Genomic DNA, 19,425 nt, shown 5'->3' on the forward strand with positions numbered 1-19,425 from the left:
TGAGATTCCAACAATGAAAGCCCAACCGATCAAGATTGCCATTCTCGCCATGGGCGGAGAGGGCGGTGGCGTGCTCGCCGACTGGATCGTTAGCCTCGGCGAACACAACGGCTACTACGCGCAGACGACTTCGGTGCCTGGCGTCGCGCAGCGTACCGGCGCGACCATTTACTACGTTGAGCTGTTCCCGCAAGAGTTGGCCGAGCGCGCAGGACGCGAGCCGGTGCTCGCGCTGATGCCGCTACCCGGCGATGTCGACGTGGTGCTCGCTTCGGAACTAATGGAAGCCGGGCGCGCCGTGCAACGTGGTTTCGTCACGCCTGAGCGTACGACGCTCGTCGCCTCCACCCATCGCGTCTACTCGATCGCCGAAAAAATGGCGATGGGCGACGGCCGGGTCGACGGCGACACGCTGATCTCGCATGCGGACAAGGCAGCCAAGCGCTTTGTGCGCTTCGATATGGCGCAGGCGGCCGAAGCGTCGGGCAGCGTGATCAGCGCAGTGCTGTTCGGTGCGCTAGCCGGTACCGGTGTGCTGCCGTTCAGCCGTGCGCAGTTCGAGCAGACTGTCGAACGAGGCGGTGTCGGCGTCAAGCCGAGCCTGCGTGCGTTCGACGTCGCATATGCCCGTACCGCGGAAATCGATACGCCGCACGACGCGCCGGCCGTCCCGATCGACCCTAACCCACGCGACGCGAAAGTGGCAAAGCTGCTTGAGCGTGCGCGCGCCGAGTTTGCGGTCGAGGTGCGGCATGTGGTGATCGAGGGTGTGCGCCGGATGATCGACTATCAGGACCTGGCGTACGCCGGACTCTATCTCGACCGTCTTGCGGCGGTGTGCCGTGGGCTGACGAAGCCGGATATCAATCTCGTGCGAGAAACGGCGCGCTACCTGGCACTCTGGATGTCCTACGAGGACACGATCCGGGTCGCCGACCTCAAGACGCGCAGCTCGCGATTCGAGCGCGTGCGCGGCGAGGTACGCGCGCAGTCCGATCAACTGCTGGCGATCAACGAGTTCATGCACCCGCGTCTCGAGGAAATCTGCGAAACGCTCCCCGCCGCGCTTGGCCGCTGGCTGATGCACCCACACTGGGTGCATCGTCTGGTACGCCGCTTCACGAGTAGCGGCAGGATCATTGCCACCAGTTCGATACGCGGCTATGTGATGCTCTACGCGGTTTCGCGCATGCGCTGCTGGCGCCGTAAAACGCTGCGCTACGAATTGGAGAACGCACGCATCGAACACTGGCTCACGCAGGTGACTGATACCGCAAAGCGCAACCCGGCCCTTGCGGTCGAAATCGCGCAGTGCCAGCGGCTCGTCAAGGGCTACAGCGACACGCACGCACGCGGGCTGAAGAACTACCAGACTCTGATGGCCGCCGTGGCACGCGCGGGCGCCTTGCTCGCGCCGGCCACGCTGCGCGAGTTGCGTGAGGCCGCATTGGCGGACGAGCACGGAAAGAAACTGCAGCAAGCGCTGATAAGGCATGCGCTCGCATAATCGTTAGGGCAGGCAGAACGGCGGACGCCGTACATGCCCGCTTAGTTTTATATATCTGTAGCAGTGCTATTGAAAATGCGGCGTCCAGCATCGCGGGACGGCAATTCCGAAGTCAGAAGCACAACCCGTTAGCAGGAAGCGCAAAGCATGGTTCACGGCCAGTTCAAACGCAAGCACAAGATTCACTTCTCCGAGTGCGATCCAGCCGGCATCGTTTTCTATCCGCAGTACTTCGTGATGTTCAACGATCTGCTCGAAACCTGGATCGACGAACTCGTGCCGATCGGCTTTCACGGGGTGATCGGCAGTCGCAGGCTAGGCATGCCGACGGTCCGCCTGGAAGTCGATTTCACGGCGATCAGCCGGATGGGCGACCAGGTGTGGCTATCGCTCGAAGTGGTTCACCTCGGACAGAAGTCGCTCACGCTGGCCTGGCAGTGCAGCGCAGAGGACGGCGAGGTGCGCATGGCTGCCACGCAAACCATCGTGATGACGTCGCTCGAAACGCACCGGGCCATTGCGATCCCCGACGATCTGCGCGCGGCCATTGAGCGAGGCCTGCCAGCGAACGCCTGAACCAGCCGCGGCGTGGCAAGGCCACGGAAGAGGCGTGCCCGGATATCGGGGTTTTCGGTATCCATGCATGAACGGATGCGCTAGCGAATCGGTAGCGCTCAACCAACAGGATTGGAAAGCGGCAATGAAGATAGTCTGCATTGGTGGTGGCCCCTCGGGGCTGTATTTCGGCTTGTTGATGAAGCTGCAGGATCCCTCCAACGAGATCGTGGTGGTCGAGCGGAATCGTCCGTACGACACCTTCGGCTGGGGCGTCGTGTTTTCAGATGCCACGATGGACAACCTGCGCGAAGCGGACCCCGTTTCGGCGGTCACCATCGGCGATGCATTCAATCGCTGGGACGATGTCGAGACGCACTTCAAGGGGCGCGCGATCCGCAGTGGCGGACACGGTTTCATTGGCATCGGCCGTAAAAAAATGCTCAACATCCTGCAGGCGCGCTGCGAGGAAGCCGGCGTGCAACTGGTATTCGAAGAATACGTGGAGGATGACGAAGCGCTTGCGAAGAAGTACGGTGCCGATCTGGTGATCGCCTCCGACGGCATCAACAGCTTCGTGCGCACCAAGTATGCCGAAACCTTCAAGCCCGATATCGACCAGCGCCGCTGCCGCTTCGTGTGGCTGGGTACGAAGAAGGTGTTCGACGCGTTCAATTTCATTTTCGTTCAGACCGAGCACGGCTGGTTCCAGGCGCACGCATACCGCTTTGAGGACGGGCTGTCGACCTTCATTGTGGAAACCCCCGAGGAAACCTGGGAAGCGGCAGGCATTGGCAGCATGAGCCAGGAAGAGGGCATTGCCTACTGCGAAAAGTTGTTCGCCCCCTATCTCGACGGCAACCCGCTGATCAGCAATGCGTCGCATGTGCGCGGCGCAGCGATCTGGATCCGCTTCCCGCGCGTCATCTGCGAAAAGTGGGTGCACTGGACGGATCAGAAAAACGGCAAAAAGGTGCCCGTCGTGCTGATGGGCGATGCGGCGCACACGGCGCACTTCTCGATCGGCTCCGGCACCAAGCTCGCGCTGGAAGACGCGATCGAACTCGCCAGGAGTCTGAAGGACGCGGCCGGTTCGCTCGAAGAGGGGCTCAAGCACTACGAGGCAGTGCGCAGCGTCGAGGTGCTCAAGATCCAGAACGCCGCACGGAACTCGACAGAGTGGTTCGAAAACGTCGAGCGCTATGCGAGCCTGGAGCCGGAGCAGTTTGTCTACTCAGTGCTGACCCGCTCGCAGCGCATTTCGCACGAAAACCTGCGCGTGCGTGACAAGGATTGGCTCGAAGGCTACGAAGGCTGGCTCGCCACGCGCGCCGGCAGTAAAAATGCGGGCAATTCGATGCCACCCATGCTCATCCCCTACAAAGTGCGCGATGTCGAATTGAAGAACCGGGTCGTATTTTCGCCCACCGCGATGTATTCGTGCGAGAACGGCGTGCCCGGCGATTTCCATATGGTTCACCTCGGCAGCCGCGCACTCGGCGGTGCCGGTCTGGTGATGGTGGAGATGACCGCGGTGTCGCCCGATGCGCGCGCTACGCCGGGCTGTCCCGGTCTGTGGAACGAAGAGCAGGTCGCCGCTTTTGCCCGCATCGTGAGTTTTGTACACGGGAATTCCAGCGCCCGGATCGGCATCCAGCTTGGGCATGCAGGGCGCCGCGCGTCGACCCAGCTTGGCTGGCAGAAGATGGACCACCCACTGGATCAAGGCAACTGGCCGGTGATCTCCGCTTCGGCACTGCCCTACTTGCCGGGCGTCTCGCACATGCCCCGCGCGGTGACTCTAGAGGACATGGAGCGCGTGTGCGAGAACTTCGTCTGCGCCGCGCGCCGCGCCGATGCAGCAGGCTTTGACTGGCTCGAACTGCAGGCGGGTCACGGCTACCTGCTGTCAAGTTTCATTTCGCCGCTCACCAATCAGCGCGATGGCGCTTTTGGAGGCTCGATGGAAAACCGCATGACGTTCCCGCTTCAGGTGATGAGTGCGGTGCGTGCGGTGTGGCCGCCGAGCAAGCCTATCTCGGTCCGCATTTCGGCGACCGACTGGGTCGAAGGCGGCATCAGCGTCGACGACGCCGTGCTGATCGGGCGCATGTTCAAGGACGCGGGCGCCGACATGATCGACTGCTCTTCGGGTGAAGTGAGTCCTGCGCAGAAACCCGTGTACGGCCGCATGTACCAGGCGCCGTTCGCCGACCGCGTGCGCAACGAGGCCGGGATACCGACCATCGCGGTCGGTGCAATCACTGAGGCTGACCACGTGAACGGCATCATCGCTTCAGGTCGTGCCGACCTGTGCGCGCTATCGCGGCCGCACCTCGCCGACCCGGCGTGGCTGTTGCGCGAGACCGCCAAACTTGGCTATTGGCAGGTCGAATGGCCAAAGCAGTACCTGTTCGCGAAGGACCAGATGGAACGCAACTTTCAGCGCGCCGCGTTGTGAACGCCGGTACGCAAACGACTGACAGCCCGGAGGGTGAGAATGACCGATAACACATATGACAGCTATCGCGAAAGCACAGCCGGCCGCGCCGATGTGGCCGATACGCCGGAACTGGTGGCTTACTACCAGCAACTGGAACAATTGAAGGCCGGCGCGCTGTGGACGGTGGCGAACAAGATCGAGCCGTGGCAGCCGCAATCGGCATCGGTGCCTGTGTTATGGCGCTACCGCGAGTTGCGCGAGCACGTGCTGCGCGCAGTCGAGCTGGTGACGCCCGAAAAGGCCGGACGGCGGGTCGTGTATCTGAACAACCCGGGCCGGCACGACGTGTCGGCTGCGGTCGGATGGCTCTATTCGGGGCTGCAGGTGATGCGCCCGGGCGAGGCGGCTTCGGCCCATGCGCATTCGGCGTCGGCGCTGCGCTTCATCATGGAGGGCAGCGGCGCGTACACGGTCGTCGACGGCCACAAGATGACGCTCGGCCCCAACGACTTCGTGCTCACGCCGAACGGCACCTGGCACGAGCACGGCGTCGCCGCTGAGGGCACCACCTGTATCTGGCAGGACGGTCTCGACATTCCGCTCATCAACGCGCTGGAAGCGGGCTTCTATGTGGTGCACCCGGAGCTTCAGCAGGCCGTCACGCATCCGGTCGACGATTCGACCGCAATTTGGGGCGGCACGGGCCTGCGTCCACAAAACGGCGACTGGAACAAGAACTACTCGCCCCTCTTCAAGTATGAGTGGGAGCCGACCTACGAGGCTCTCACTCGCCAGGCCAAAGTCACCGATGGCAACCCGTTCGACGGCGTGCTGATGCACTACGTGAACCCGGTCACGGGCGGCCCGGTGATGCCGACGATCGGCGCCAGCATGCAGTTGCTGCGCCCGGGTGAGAAGACCCGCGCGCATCGTCACACCGGCAGCTTTATCTATCAGGTGGCCAAAGGCAGCGGTTGTTCGGTCATCAATGGACAGCGCTTCGACTGGACCGAGCGTGACATCTTCTGCGTGCCTTCGTGGGCGTTTCACGAACACGCAAACGCGTCCGCGAGCGACGACGCCTGCCTGTTCTGCTTCAGCGACCTGCCGGTGATGCAGTCGCTTGGCCTCTATCGCGAAGAAGCCCTCGCCGAAAACGGCGGTCACCAGGTGGTGGCCGGCTGACGGCTGCCCTTCATACATTTTTTCTGCCGCCATCGAGCGGTGTTTTTGGAGTCAACAATGCGTCTCGTAACTTATCGCCCCGAGGTTTCCGCTGCAGCCCGTCTGGGCGCCATCGTAGAGGGTGCAGTGGTGGACCTGGCTCGCCTCGGTGAGCTCGCCGGTGTTTCGCTGCCCGACAGCATGCTGCAGTTCATCGACCTTGGGCCGGACGCGGTCAAGCTGACGAGCACGTTGCTCGACAGCTACCGCGCCAACTGGCCGCTGGGCTTGGCGACACCGCTTGCGAACGTCAAGCTGCTCGCACCCATTCCGCGTCCGCGCAAGAACATCTTCGGTATTGGCCTGAACTACGTCGAACACGTCGCGGAATCGAGCCGCACGCTGGATACGTCGAAGGACCTGCCGAAACAACCCGTGATCTTCTCGAAGCCGCCGACCACGGTAATCGGTCCGGGCGACGCGATTGAACACAACGCGGAAATCACCCAGCAGCTCGATTGGGAGGTCGAACTGGCCGTGATCATGGGCACGCGAGCAAAGCGCGTGACTGAAGCGGATGCATTGCAGTACGTGTTCGGCTACAGCGTGATGATCGACATGAGCGCACGCGATTGCCGTCGCGCCGGACAATGGATCTACTCGAAAGGACAGGATACGTATGCGCCGTTTGGTCCATGCATCGTCACGGCTGACGAGATTCCCGACCCGCACTCGCTCGACTTGAGCCTGAGCGTCAATGGCGTGACCAAGCAAAGCTCGAACACGCGGCACATGCTGTTCAAGGTTCCGACGCTGATCGCCGACATCAGTGCCGGCATAGCACTGGAACCCGGCGACATCATCGCGACCGGTACGCCCGAGGGCGTCGGCGCCGGACGCAATCCGCAGGAGTGGCTGTGGCCGGGCGACATCGTCCACGCGCAGGTGCAGGGCATCGGCGAACTCCGCCACCCGGTGGTAGCAGTCTGAGCGGCCACACGTTCCTTTAACTTGCGGGCCGGCGCGTGCGCGCGGCGGCCTCGGATACCCGACCGAGACACTTCGATGCTCAATCTTCCTCAATTCAAGGCCGCAGCGGTACAGGCCGCGCCGGTTTTCCTGGATACCGATGCGACCGTCGATAAGGTTTGCAGACTGATCAAGGAGGCTGCGGACAACGGCGCGAAGCTGGTTGCCTTTCCCGAAGTATTTGTCGCCGGCTACCCCTATTGGAATTGGGTGATGAACCCGGTCGAGGGGAGTCCGTGGTTCGAGAAACTGTGCAAATCCGCGATCGAGTTGCCCGGTCCGGAAATCCGCAAGATCGCACAGGCGGCGAAAAGCAATCACATCAATGTGGTGGTCGGCGTCAATGAACGTAGCCGCACCGGCGTAGGCACGCTTTACAACACGCTCGTCGCGATTGCCGATGACGGCAGGATTCTTGGCCGCCATCGCAAGCTCGTGCCGACCTGGGCGGAAAAGCTGACCTGGGCCAACGGCGACGGCTCCGCGCTGCGCGTACACGATACCAGCGTGGGCCCGTTGGGCTCGCTGGCCTGTGGCGAGAATACCAACACACTCGCGCGCTTTAGCCTGCTAGCCCAGGGCGAACTGGTGCACGTGGCGAGCTACATCTCGCTGCCGGTGGCGCCCGCCGACTACGACATGGCTGAAGCGATTCGCGTCCGCGCGGCAGCACATTGCTTCGAAGGTAAGGTTTTCACAGTGGTGTCCTGCTCGACAATTTCGCCGGAGATCGTCGAAGCGATGAGTGCGTCGCATCCGCAGGTGCGCGAACAACTCGCGCGGCGCAACAGTGCCTTCTCGGGGATTCTCGGGCCTGACGGCCGCGTGATCGGCGAGCCGCTGATCGATGACGAAGGCATTGTCTATGCCGATATCGACCTGTCGCGCTGCATCCAGCCGCGCCAGATGCATGACATCACCGGGCACTACAACCGTTTCGATGTCTTCGACCTTCGGGTCAACCGCCGCCCCCTGGCGGCGGCGCAGTTCAGCGATGCAGATGCGGCGGAGGTGTGGGACCTCGACGGCGAACTGGCGGAGATCAATTCATTCGAGAATACAGAGAGCAAGCGATGACACAGCAACGCATTTTGCGGATTGGCCAGATCGTCCCGTCTTCCAACACCACGATGGAAACCGAAATTCCAGCGATGTTCCGAACGCGGGAACAGGACTTTGCCGAACGCTTCACCTTCCACTCCAGCCGCATGCGGATGAAGAAGGTCGTGAAGGAAGAGCTGGCGGCCATGGACCGCGACAGCGACCGTTGCGCCCTTGAGCTGTCGGATGCCCGCGTGGACGTGCTGGGCTACGCGTGCCTCGTCGCCATCATGAGCATGGGTCAGGGTTACCACCGGGTCTCCGAAGCGCGCCTCGCGCAACGCACGGAGGAAAACGGAGCACCGGCGCCCGTGGTGACGAGCGCCGGTGCGCTGGTAGACGGCTTGCACGCGATGGGTGCGAAGCGGGTTTCGGTGGTCTGCCCGTACATGAAGCCGCTCACGAAGATGGTGGTCGAGTACATCGAGAGCGAAGGCATCGAGGTGAAGGACTACGTCGCGCTGGAAATCCCCGACAACCTGCAAGTGGCGGCGCAGGATCCGGCCAATCTGGTCGACATCTACAAGCGCCTTGATTGCGGCAACATTGACGCAATGGTGCTTTCTGCATGCGTGCAGATGCAGTCGTTGCCGTCGATCCAGAAGGTGCAGGAGGAATCGGGCATTCCTACTGTGTCCGCAGCAGTCGCCACCACGTGGCAGATGCTGCGCCGTCTGGAGTTGCGTACCGAGGTTGCTGGCTGCGGCGAACTGCTTTCGGGCAAGTACTGAGTGAGCAGCAAAGCGGGCTGCGAAACAGGCTGCACGAGCAAGTCACCGCAAGCGGCGACTACTTCAAAATTGGAGACGCCGGACGCTTTCACATGCCCCGGCTGGAATGTACCAGCGCATGGGTTACGCGTTGCGCGCGCTCAGGCGGGCGGGCGGTGGAGGTCGATCAGCAGGCGCAGCGTCGCCTTGAGTTCCTCGGCCTTCTCTTTGCCGAGCGGCGCCAGCACTTGTTCCTCGTGTGCCTTGGCTTGTTCGATCAGGGCCAACACGAGCTTCTGCCCTCGCGGCGTGATGCGAATGAGGGTGACGCGCCGGTCGGTTTCATGGGGGACGCGTTTGACATAGCCCTGTGCCTCCATGCGGTCGAGCAGCCGCGTGACGGTCGGTTGCTTGGTCACGGAAACCTGCGCCAGGCGTCCGATGCTGATGGGCTCGCTGTTGGACAACGTGGACAGCACGCGCCAGTCGGAGACTTCGAAGCCGTTGGCCTGCACGATGACATGGAATTCGCCAGAGATGAGCTCGCTGACCTGCGCCAGCAGCGCGGGCGTGTAGCTGTCAACGAAGGCGGTTTCCTTGGGCTTGTTCGGACGTTGGGGATTCACGGCTTACTGTCTCGGTGGCTTGAAAAGCAGCAAACATACCATGCGGTGAGGTTTCGGGGATTGAACGTGTGATCTCACGTAAGGTTTCTGGCGTTCGCTTTTGTTATCTTGATTTATACTGTGTAGTGCGAATTATAATAGGTAACAGAAAATTCTTTGAAACGGGTTAACCATGATTTTGAAAATATTTTAATCCGAAAGATAATGCTTCATGCTCGCGCCACGATGAGATACGGCATGCGGGCTGAGCGGCTGGCAATTGCCAAAAAAGAATCGGTGACAGGACAAGAGGGAGAAGGGACATGACGGGCAGCCTTGAACAGCTGGGCGCGGATCTGGCGAGCGGCCAGGTGCGTGTGGTGGATCTGACGCAGACGCTGTCGCCGGAGTTTCCGGCGCTGCAGCTGCCGCCGGAATTCGGGCAGGTGTGGGCGTTCAAAATGGAGCGGATCAGCCAGTACGACGAAAAGGGTCCGGGGTGGTACTGGAACAACTTCTCGTGCGGCGAGCACACGGGCACGCACTTCGATGCGCCGGTGCACTGGATCAGCGGGCGCGACCATGCGCACAACTCGGTGGACACCATCGAGGTGAAGAACTTCATCGCGCCAGCGGTGGTGGTGGATGCGAGCGGGCAGGTGGCGGGCGATGCAGACTGGCTGCTGACGGTGGACTTCCTTGAGCGGTGGGAAACGCGGCACGGCCGGATTCCGGCGAGCGCATGGGTGCTGCTGCGCACGGACTGGTCAAAGCGCACTGATCCGGCAGAGTTTCTGAACCTGCGTGAAGACGGAGCGCACACGCCGGGGCCGACGCAGGAGGCGGTGGAGTGGCTGCTCCATGAGCGTCAGGTGCACGGCTTCGGGGTCGAGACAATCAATACGGATGCGGGGCAGTCGTACGGGTGGTCGATGCCGTACCCGTGCCACACTCTAATGCACGGGGCGAACCGTTACGGGCTGCAATGCCTGAAAAACCTGGACCAGCTGCCGGCCACGGGGGTGGTGATCGTCTCGGCGCCGCTGAAGATCCAGGGTGGCTCCGGCAGTCCGCTGCGCGTGTTGGCGCTAGTCCAGGAATGAGGCATACGTTCCTGCTCTAGTGCAACTGAAAGCAGTGAATGGGTTAGCGTCGTCGGACCCAACTTACAATTGATTGCGGGTTTCGATGGGTATCACGGTGGCGCTCACTAAGGAAAACGTAGTATTTTTGTCCCGCGGGATTTGCTTCTTATGGGTGGCGATTTCTTTAGGGAGCGTTACCGCGAAGGCGACCGAATGATCGCCGACATTCCTGCAGTTGCTATCGGCCATGGCGACTGTGACGCAGCGCTTTGCCGACGCGATCGCTTATACGCGCGCGCGTGCTCGATACGCGGAAGACGTTGCCTGGACTGCGCCTCGCACAGAAATACGCTGTACGTGTCGGCGGCGGCGCCAACCAGCGGCTCGCGTTTTACGACGGCATTCTGATCAAGGACAACCCCGTCGCAGCGGCAGGCGGTGTAGGCGCAGCGATGGACGCTGCACTTGCGCTGAACGCGGGGGTGTCGATCCAGATCGAGGCGGGCACGCTGGAGCAACTCGAAACCGCGCTGGCTTTACGGCATAATGACTGCTCCGTAGTGTCTGCCCGCATTGGCAAAGTGACCAACGAACTCAATGCTGGAGATCATTTACTTTTGCATGACATCTCGGCGTTGACAACGTGCAGCATATGATCGGCGATCATCGAACTTTCCCGTCTCCCTATGCTGAAGCCCCGCTCGATTTGGCTGGACTTGTTTCGACGCCGACAATTCGTGCTTGTCCTAATATTGTCAATGTCATTGCTGGTGGGCGTCGCATTCTACGGGATTGTCCGGGACCGCATCACGACAATGGAGGCCGCGCGTCGGGGGGCGCTCGACATTGCGGACGCGATTCAGGTGCACATTTCGGGTGAGCTTGTGCAGGCATCCTATAGCATCATAGGCGTTCGTGCGGATCTGCAGGGCAAACCGCACGCAAGTGCGTCGGTGGTGCGGGTGAGCTTGTTACAGGCGATGCGTTATGACGCGGTGTCCGCGTTCATTGGGGTCGCCCACGGCGGCGAAATTTTAATGGCCGACAGAGCGGGTTTCGTCGTCGATAGGCCAGCCCTCACAGGCGCCCTGTGTAAAGCGCTACAGAGGACGGCGCTAACGGATACCGTGGAGGCCCTTCCTCTCATCCATGATGATGAGCGAGGAATCTGGTATTTGCCGATGGTGCTGCGCATCGACAAATTAGGGAGCGACACCGACACCTCTTTCGCCCTTGTCCCGGCGCTGCAGCTAGTTGGAGCGGCGTCCAGTCTTCAGTTGCTGACAGAAGGACGCTTTGGGCTTTTTACGGGCGAAGGCAGAAGGCTGTTCCGGTACCTTAGTCGCGAGCATGCCTTTGAGATCCGTCCTTCTCCGGTTTCGCCAAACAGGCTACAAACAATAGCGGAGCGGGAAACCGGGACGTTTGAAGGCGAGTCTTCCGTCGATCACCGATACGACATCTTTGGCTACTCGCGCTCCAGGTCGCTACCACTGCTTGTCGTCGTGGGCATGCCAAAGAACTCGCTCGAAATGGCTTGGCTCCAGCGGTCTGCAGTGCAATTCATACTGCTGTTAGGCGGGTGTCTTGCATCTGTCGTCTTCGCTTTACGATTAAGGAAAGCGGTCTCCGACCTCGCCAAGAGCCATGGTTTGTATCGCCAGTTGTTCAGATCAGTGGACGACGGGTTGATCATCCTGGATCGCGATGGTGTCATCCAGAAATACAACCCACGCGCCTCTCGGCTTCTGTGCGCCGAGTCGGAACAGGGACTCGCCGGGCTCAATCTTTTTCACCTTACCGCGACCGATCGATCCGCAGATCTTGTCGCGAGCCGTGGGCTGGACCGGCTACGCCACCTTAAGGCGGGCGAGACATGCACTCACGATTGGAAATTCCGACGCATAGACGTCGCCGGTACGATTGACGTGAAATTGCAGCTATCCGCGTTTCCGGGCGAAGCGGATACGTTAGTCATGGCGCTGCTGCGGGACGTGACAACGGAGCGCGAGTATCTTGCCAGGCAGGAATTTCTTGCCAACCACGATACGCTGACCGGCCTCCTGAATCGCTATGCTTTCCTCGATCATCTCGGCGGTAGAGTCAATGACAACCCGGACGGGTCATTCATCGTCGCGCTTCTGGATTTGAATCGCTTCAAGGAGATCAACGATTCATTGGGGCATCACGCAGGTGACGCCGTCCTTGAAATCCTGGGTGGGAGACTGGGCCACCTGCTTGAACGCCGTTCAGGTTGTATCGCAAGACTGGGGGGAGATGAAATTGCGGTTTGTGCGGACCCGACGGAATGGTCGGGTGGAGTAGAGGAGATCTGTCGGGGACTGCACGCAGCGATTCAGAAATCGTTCACGCTCGATGACGCGCATTTCGAAGTTACCGCGAGTGTCGGCGTAGCGGTGTACCCAGATGATGCGAACATGCCCGAACAGCTTCTCCGCTGTGCCGACATCGCCATGTATTCCGCGAAGCGGGCAATGATACCGGTCAGGCATTACTCGCCGAACCTGGATTGCAACACGCCGCAGTCATTGGCGTTGAAGTCTGATTTTGCACGCGCGATCCGTGACGGCGACGTGTTCCTGGCGTACCAGCCAAAGGTGCGCCTCTGCGATGGAGCGCTGGTCGGCTTCGAGGCATTGGCACGCTGGACGCATCTCAGCGAGGGGCCCATATTGCCTAGCATTTTTGTTCCTTTGGCTGAGACCACCGAGCTGATCTATCCCTTTACCTATCGCGTGCTCAGGACAGCCATCGGGCAACTCAAATCATGGTCGCTGAGCGGCCACCACGTATCGATTTCTGTCAACGTCAGCGCGAACAATCTGTTGCATCCGGACTTTGTCGAGCAGGTGAACGCGTTGTTGCAGGAATTCGAAGTTTCACCGGCTCAACTAGAGCTCGAGGTCACGGAAAGTGCGTTGATGCGAGATCCCGACACCGCGCTGAAGCACCTCTGCCAGATTAGAGACATGGGCGTACAGTTGTCCATCGACGACTTTGGTACAGGTCACTCCTCTCTGGCCTATCTGAAGATGTTGCCAGTGCAAATTCTTAAGATAGACCAGTCCTTTATCGCGTCGCTCATGACCGACGAGGCAGATCGCCGGATTGTGAACTCGGCCATCAAACTCGCACATAGCTTCAACATGCAAGTGGTGGCCGAGGGGGTGGAAACGTCTGACGTGGCTGATATTCTGTTGGCGATGGGATGCGACATCGCTCAGGGCTATTTCTACGATCGGCCAGCAGGTGCGGACGAAATTGCTGGACGATGGTTGTTGAGTGGAGATTAACCTGTGCGAAAGCTGGTGAACAGACAACGCCGGAATTAACAATGTTTCGGTGCAAATAGGCGTGCGACGGGTTTATCTTGCTGTTTGACGAGTTGATGACCGGACACAATTTGTGTGTGCTAATTTGACATAATCAAATGGTCAATTTTTTTGGTTTGTATGTCGGAAACACTGTGCCAGCTTATTAGCGGGCTCACCGTTCAATGAGCTCGCAGCTGAACGGCAGAGTCGCAGTTCTGCTTATGCAGACCTCAAATCGACTGTCATCTAGCTACCAGTTGAGTCTCAGCCCGGCTTCTGTTGCACGATGTCGATCGTCGTCGTCGGCATGCAGGTATTGGCTAGTGGTCGAGATCGATTCGTGTCCCAGGTTGTCACGCACGTATCTCAGGTCGACTTGGCCGTCCATCATGCGAGAGCCCGTCGTGTGCCGCAGCCAATGGGCAGACGCTTGGCGCAATCGCTCCGTTGCGCGCTCGCGCGCTTCTTCCGCTGACTGCAGATGGTTGATCGCATTGTCGAACACCTGTTTAATGATCAAGTGTACGGCACCGCGGGTCAACGTGCGCTGGGTGCCACCGATCGGCAACAGCAGCGGTGTCGTTTCGCCGCCATAGGGTAGGGCCGCGAGTCCGTAGTGTCGGCGATAGCGTGTCAGTTCCGCCATCAGTTCGGTCGTCGCCGGCAGCAAGCGCTCCTTGTCACCTTTCCCGGTGATTGCCAGCCACCACCGGTCCTTGCCATCGCGATCGCGCCGTCTAAAAAAACCGCCCATCGGATTGCTCACGACTTCCGAAATGCGTAGACCCATTAAATACAGTAGCGAGATCAGCCAGCGCACACGTAAACCGAAATAACTTTGTCAATTCGAAAACCATGCCAGTCCTGGCTGATCGCGACTGCACGGAATCGGATTGACATTTATATTTGCAGTCCGAACGAAATAAAATCGTCAATTCGCATAACTTATACCCTGGACATACATAGTTGGCCAACAAGTGACTGCAGGACTCGACGTGACGGAGCTGCCAGCGGCTCACCGAAACTATGTAGAAGTACATCGTAATACATACTTCCCTACCGTAAGCAGATGCGCGCACCGGTGCCGTTCCTTGTTACGAGGATGACGACAGCCTCATTCCTTTCATGGCAGAGATTCGTGTTGGGTTAATTGCGACCTAGGATTTTGCGGATGGCCCTCGCGAAGCCAACGTCGAATAACGTTCGACCTTTCGCGTTCGTGATTTCGCCATGACTGCCTTCTTGCCAGCCCTGGTCCTCTAGTCTTACTGTGTCACAAAGTTAACTTGACATTCCCACAGCAGGGACAGCGCGGAAGCCTGCCGGTGATCGCGCGGGCGATGAGTACTCGCAGCGTCGAAATCGAGTCAGGCACGTGGCGCTGGACCCGTCCGGCTGCCGCGAGGGAGGTAACCTTCGGGTAGGGAAGCCGCTTCTGGTCGAGCGCGGTTTTTTTTTGCGCCCTCCTGACCGAGCCGCTCGGTGACGAGAAAGGCGTAAGCCGCAATACACAGCGTGGCATGGTGATGGAAGCCGCGCCAGCCGCGGCCCTCGTAATGCGCGAGGCCGAACTCCTGCTTGAGCTCCTGGTAGTCTCGCTCAATACGCCAGCGCATCTTGGTGACGAAGACCAGTTGTTCCAGCGTGGCATCGGACGGCGCCGTGCTGAGGAAGTATTTCACCGGCTCGGCTTCTCCCTCGGGCCACTCGATCAGTAGCCACTCCTCGGCGCGCATCTCGGTGCCCAGGTAATCGCGGTGAGCAGGACGAACCCGCACAGCGGCGAAACGCGAGGATAGATCCGTGTTGGTACCTTCGCGCCAGGTGACCGCACTATAGGCCTCCCGCGGCAATGCCATGGCCAGTGCCTTGACCGACACCGGCTCGTGACCCGGCTCGCGGCGCAGCTTCGTCGGCCGTATGCCGCGACCGCTCCATGGCCTGGGTGGCAGGGGTGCGGCGCCCGGTGCCCATACCGTGGTTCCCGGCCTGATACCGACGGCATACAGCATGCCCAGTTCAGTAATGCCATCGCGAAAGGCGGTTTCATCGCCATACCCAGCATCGGCCAGCACCACGCCCATGGGCACGCCCGAGGCGAGCGCCTCATGCATTTGCGCCAACGCGATTTCCGGCTTGGTCGCGAAGCTCACCTCGTCGGGCACCCCGGCTTTCTTGCGGCGCACAGGGTCAGCCGCCCAGTCCTTGGGCAGATACAGTTGATAGCCAACAGGAACGCTGCCCCGAACGCTGGCCAGCGACAAACTGACCGCCACCTGGCAGTTGTCCTGTTTGCCCAGTTGACCGCAGTATTGGCGCGCGACGCCAACTGAATGCGTGCCCTTCTTCGGGAATCCCGTGTCATCAACGATCCAGTAGCAGCCACTGTCCAGACCAAGGTCTGGCACAACCCAGTCGCGGATGCGCGTCATCACCGCGTGGTCGGACCATCCGGCCTTCGCCACGAAGTGATGCAGTGACTGATGCTTTGCTGCGACGTGCAGCGGATCGGTATGCGCTGCCAGAGGCTCAACGCTCTTGCGATGGATCGGCAGCATCAGCCCGCGACAATAGTCCTGCAATCCGGCGTTCCGATCCTCATGCCCTAACGCTGCGCACAGGTGCTCGATGTAGCGATCGAACTTCTCCAGATTTTCCATTGCAGTCCGCTGGTAAATAAGGATTCCTTATTATAGAATGAAACGTAAAAGAAACTGTCGTTTTTTTATGACACAGTGAGACTAGGAATTCGTGCGAGATGGCGTTTTGCAGAGCGTTGCGCTCAGACGGCGTCAAATGTTCGGACATCGTCGCCACCGCTGCAGAGTACGTGGATGGGGTGGGTACAATCGTGGCGCCGAGCGGACGCCGGTCAACCGTAAGTTGCGTTTGCGTCTTCAGTACATTGAGCTGGGCTTTGAGCTTATCCCGCTCAGCGATGATTGCTTGCATGATGGAGCGGATGGCGGGGTCCTCAATGCGCATCAGATATTCGTAGCTGGCCAACGGCTTGGATGCCTTTGGCGCAGGCGGACCGGCGTACGTTGCCCACGCCTCAATGAGCGCGCGATAGTCGGCGGACTGGGCGTTATACAGCGCACGTCCCTTGAGCAAGCCCTGCGCCTCGCACAGGCGTCCAATGGATGGAAGCGAGAAGTCGCGCGAGCCAACGTCGTACTGAACGCGGCAGAGCTCATGCATCTGTGCCAGATTGCGACGCCGTTGCGCCCGAGCACCTTTGGCCAGTAGCGACTCGAGTACAACATCGGGATGAATCTCCGTCGTCATGTTCATCGTCTGCTCCGCACCAATAAGTCGCGAGTGGGCAAGCGGTGCGCCGGGCCAATGGCAGGTAGCAGCGAGGTCAGGTCGATGCCGAATTGCCGGCTAAGACTTTCTCCGGCATCTATCAATCGAATCACCTCTCGTCGTCCTGCCGCGGAATTCGGGTTCATTTGCTCTGCGAGCCGGGCCATGAACGCGTTGCCCACCCGGAGTTGTTCTTCTTCCGACAGCAACATGAACATCGGCGGCAGATTGTCACGATACAGCGCGGCGTCGAGCAGCTGGCTTCGGCGGAACACCGCCTTGCCGGGTTGAAGGTCTGGATAGACTTCGGCAGACTCGCATACGCCCGCCAACTGCAATAGTTCGGATTCGGTTTCCTCGAACACCAACTGCACGTCGGCCGGCATGCCGACGGCGACCATTTTCATTCCGCTGCCGTGGAAGGGCTCAAGGGCGGACTTGCAACGCTCGATGAGTCGATAACAAGCGACCAGGTCCTCGGCCAGGTCGCTGAACCGCCTCATCGCGGATTCCCACAACCGCTCCGCTTGCCCGTACGTGTTGAGGCGGCTAAAGGGCTGCCGGGCCTCTTCCGCTTCCGCCTTTTGCTTCTTCAATTCCTGCAAAGTCGCTTCGTGGGCAAGACAGGCGTTGCGCGCCTCGTCAAAGTGGTACGCCAGCGTGTTGAAGTGCGCGGCCAACGCTGGCAGATAGTGGGGCTCTGTCACAAACCAACGGCAGCGCACGCAGTTGCGGCTACCGCCCGGGACAGGGCCATATTTTGGACTGACCGAGCTGCAGCCTAAGGTAATCTGAGGTCCGCCGTTGTAACAGCCGCCGATGGTCGCGACGCTTTCTACTTCGCTGGTGTTGCCACCGACGAGGCACAGGCCGTGATGCATGGGCATCCAACCGGCAGGGTTACGCGCCGCTGGGTGCTGCGGGATAGCGGCGGACAGGCTCGCGGGGCTGTTGCAAATGGCCTGCTGGAGCAGCAGGTCATGCTCCGTATCGAGCAGGAAGTTTTGAATGCTCGCCTGCTTGGCTGCTTCGAGCCGTTGCGCGGCCCCCACCAACACGTCGCGGATTCGGTTCGCACCCGGCTTGGTGTAATAGAGTGTCATCATGAGGCGGCTGTGGCCGACCAGCTTCTGCAGCACCGGGAACGGCACTTGACCTTCAAGGGCCAGAGCCGTGACCAGCGAGACACGCAGGCTGTGCAGCGGGAAGAGCGTGACACGGCTGCCGCTCCGTTGCATGGGCCGCAGTAGTCGTACGGGTACCCCGTTGCAGTGGGTCTCGCCCCGGTCAGCGAGGCGCGACTCGAAGGCTTCGAGCAGCGTGAACCAGCAGATCTCCAAAGCGCCATCACGTATAGGTAGGTGGTATTCCCCCGCTGGCGCCTCCGGTAGCCGGAAGAGGAAGCACGTGTCTGGGTAGCCCGCAAGTTGCACCTGACTCTTGGCCTTCATGTGGCGACCGTCTAATTCAATCCAGGCGGTACGACAGCGCACGGGGTTGTACTTCTCCTGCCAGTTACGTAGCTTCTCCAGCCAATGGAAGACATCCTGGTGCACCGGGCCGCCGGCAGCCCACGGCAGGATGTAGCCCTTCTCCTGCGCTGACCTGACGAAGTCGGCGGTCTTGTTCGTGTTGATGTAGAGCACCGTGCAGGCGGACTCACTGTCCGAGAGCAGCCCGCCGCGGCGAAAGACGCCCAGGCGCAACGGCCGGTGTTCGCCGTGTGCAAGCGGGTGTAGGTTGCGCACCCAGCGGCCTGCTTCGTACCGCCAGGTGTCGGCTTCGCCTGAATCGAGCATGCGCACCTGGAACGTCCGTAGCGGTAGGATGAGCTTCACTAGCAAAGCCACCCAGCGCACCGGACTCCACATCTCCAGCACTGGGCCACCACCTGTTTGCGTGCGTTCACGGATACGCCACACGCAGTCCGGGTCGGACCGGTTAATCTGAGTTTCGCTCACCGGGAACCAGTCAGGCGCTGGGTATCCGCGTTGCCCAATTCCTACCCCCAACGCGCTGTGTGCCCACTGCCAGTCGCGGAAGTGCAAGCCCGCCGCTAGCATCTGGCGCAGCTCGTCAATGTAGCCATAAGGCAACGGCGAGTGCACGCTCTCGTCGCGTTTGGGTAGTCCGGCTCCGGAGCCGCGCGCCACCGGATTGTGGTAAGCGGGCGATATCACAAGGTGGCCATGGTCGTCCGACACACTGAACTCGTGTAGTAAAACGAAGTGCAGGAATGCGTGGATGGCATTGTTGTACGCGATACCACCGTAGGAATCGGGACATGCGGTCCGATAGAAGTCCGGCAGAACGGTGTCTCGCGCGAGGAATACTGCCGGGTCGAGCGGAAGGTCCAGCCTAACCAGGTACCTCTCGAAGAAAGCACTCAGCGCGGAAAGTCGGGTGCTCACCCCCAAGGTCTCGCCCTTAAGCCACTCGACAGCAAGCAGGCGCCAAGCGGCCAACTGGGGATATTCGCGCTCGACCCAGCTCAGCGCCGGGTCACTATTTCGCTTGCACCCCTTAACTTTGTTGGCGGGTACGGATCTACCGGATGCCTTCCCTCTGGATGCCTTTGCCAC

The 19,425-nt window shown here is 60.4% G+C and carries 13 protein-coding genes and 3 pseudogenes; 10 read left to right on the forward strand and 6 right to left on the reverse strand.

The features are described 5' to 3' along the window. Positions 1 to 13 precede the first annotated feature (13 nt). From SBC1_RS38945 to SBC1_RS38975, 7 genes are all read left to right on the forward strand, one after another. The gene (locus SBC1_RS38945) at positions 14 to 1,507 is read left to right on the forward strand and encodes an indolepyruvate oxidoreductase subunit beta family protein (RefSeq protein WP_165989465.1); all 1,494 of its coding nucleotides are present in this window, start codon (positions 14 to 16) and stop codon (positions 1,505 to 1,507) included. Positions 1,508 to 1,654: 147 nt separating this feature from the next. Beyond that, the gene (locus tag SBC1_RS38950) at positions 1,655 to 2,083 is read left to right on the forward strand and encodes a thioesterase family protein (RefSeq protein WP_165989467.1); all 429 of its coding nucleotides are present in this window, start codon (positions 1,655 to 1,657) and stop codon (positions 2,081 to 2,083) included. A gap of 124 nt (positions 2,084 to 2,207) precedes the next feature. Beyond that, a complete protein-coding gene (locus SBC1_RS38955) occupies positions 2,208 to 4,523 on the forward strand; it encodes a bifunctional salicylyl-CoA 5-hydroxylase/oxidoreductase (RefSeq protein WP_165989469.1) in 2,316 nt (771 codons plus the stop codon). A 39-nt stretch (positions 4,524 to 4,562) separates the two neighbouring features. Then, entirely contained in the window at positions 4,563 to 5,690 is a 1,128-nt protein-coding gene (locus SBC1_RS38960; protein WP_165989471.1) for a cupin domain-containing protein, read from the forward strand. A gap of 57 nt (positions 5,691 to 5,747) precedes the next feature. Beyond that, on the forward strand, positions 5,748 to 6,659 hold the full coding sequence (locus tag SBC1_RS38965; protein ID WP_165989473.1) for a fumarylacetoacetate hydrolase family protein: 912 nt from the start codon (positions 5,748 to 5,750) through the stop codon (positions 6,657 to 6,659). A gap of 75 nt (positions 6,660 to 6,734) precedes the next feature. Then, on the forward strand, positions 6,735 to 7,775 hold the full coding sequence (locus SBC1_RS38970; protein WP_165989475.1) for a carbon-nitrogen hydrolase family protein: 1,041 nt from the start codon (positions 6,735 to 6,737) through the stop codon (positions 7,773 to 7,775). Continuing rightward, complete coding sequence (locus tag SBC1_RS38975; protein WP_305879213.1) at positions 7,772 to 8,530, forward strand: Asp/Glu racemase; 759 nt, start codon at positions 7,772 to 7,774, stop codon at positions 8,528 to 8,530. Before SBC1_RS38970 ends, SBC1_RS38975 begins: the two co-directional genes overlap by 4 nt. 140 nt (positions 8,531 to 8,670) lie before the next feature. Here the strand turns inward: SBC1_RS38975 and SBC1_RS38980 are convergent, their stop codons facing one another. After that, on the reverse strand, positions 8,671 to 9,135 hold the full coding sequence (locus SBC1_RS38980) for a MarR family winged helix-turn-helix transcriptional regulator (RefSeq protein WP_165989477.1): 465 nt from the start codon (positions 9,133 to 9,135) through the stop codon (positions 8,671 to 8,673). A 302-nt stretch (positions 9,136 to 9,437) separates the two neighbouring features. Here SBC1_RS38980 and SBC1_RS38985 point away from each other — a divergent pair, with 302 nt between their 5' ends. The 3 genes and pseudogenes from SBC1_RS38985 to SBC1_RS38995 all read left to right on the forward strand — a co-directional run bounded on the left by SBC1_RS38985 (position 9,438) and on the right by SBC1_RS38995 (position 13,513). Continuing rightward, complete coding sequence (locus SBC1_RS38985) at positions 9,438 to 10,217, forward strand: cyclase family protein (protein WP_165989479.1); 780 nt, start codon at positions 9,438 to 9,440, stop codon at positions 10,215 to 10,217. A gap of 208 nt (positions 10,218 to 10,425) precedes the next feature. Continuing rightward, positions 10,426 to 10,741: pseudogene (locus SBC1_RS38990) on the forward strand (nicotinate-nucleotide diphosphorylase); the annotation flags it as partial. Positions 10,742 to 10,957: 216 nt separating this feature from the next. Further along, positions 10,958 to 13,513 carry an EAL domain-containing protein gene (locus SBC1_RS38995; protein WP_165989480.1) on the forward strand — a complete coding sequence of 852 codons (2,556 nt, stop codon included), beginning with the start codon at positions 10,958 to 10,960 and terminating at the stop codon, positions 13,511 to 13,513. 271 nt (positions 13,514 to 13,784) lie between these two features. Here SBC1_RS38995 and SBC1_RS39000 read toward each other — a convergent pair. The 5 genes and pseudogenes from SBC1_RS39000 to SBC1_RS39015 form a co-directional block, all read right to left on the reverse strand. Next, positions 13,785 to 14,357 (reverse strand): annotated as a pseudogene (locus SBC1_RS39000) (tyrosine-type recombinase/integrase); the annotation flags it as partial. A gap of 323 nt (positions 14,358 to 14,680) precedes the next feature. Then, a pseudogene (gene gmtX, locus SBC1_RS40385) lies at positions 14,681 to 14,797 on the reverse strand (gamma-mobile-trio protein GmtX); the annotation flags it as partial. A gap of 104 nt (positions 14,798 to 14,901) precedes the next feature. Continuing rightward, a complete protein-coding gene (locus SBC1_RS39005) occupies positions 14,902 to 16,194 on the reverse strand; it encodes an IS701 family transposase (protein WP_165989156.1) in 1,293 nt (430 codons plus the stop codon). Then, positions 16,133 to 16,828 (reverse strand): gamma-mobile-trio protein GmtX, encoded by a 696-nt coding sequence (gene gmtX, locus SBC1_RS39010; protein WP_243830334.1) that lies wholly within the window; start codon positions 16,826 to 16,828, stop codon positions 16,133 to 16,135. The genes SBC1_RS39005 and gmtX (SBC1_RS39010) overlap by 62 nt, the downstream gene beginning before the upstream one ends. Then, complete coding sequence (locus SBC1_RS39015; RefSeq protein WP_165989484.1) at positions 16,825 to 19,425, reverse strand: integrase family protein; 2,601 nt, start codon at positions 19,423 to 19,425, stop codon at positions 16,825 to 16,827. The genes gmtX (SBC1_RS39010) and SBC1_RS39015 overlap by 4 nt, the downstream gene beginning before the upstream one ends.

The sequence above is a fragment of the Caballeronia sp. SBC1 genome (assembly GCF_011493005.1).
GTDB lineage: Bacteria > Pseudomonadota > Gammaproteobacteria > Burkholderiales > Burkholderiaceae > Caballeronia.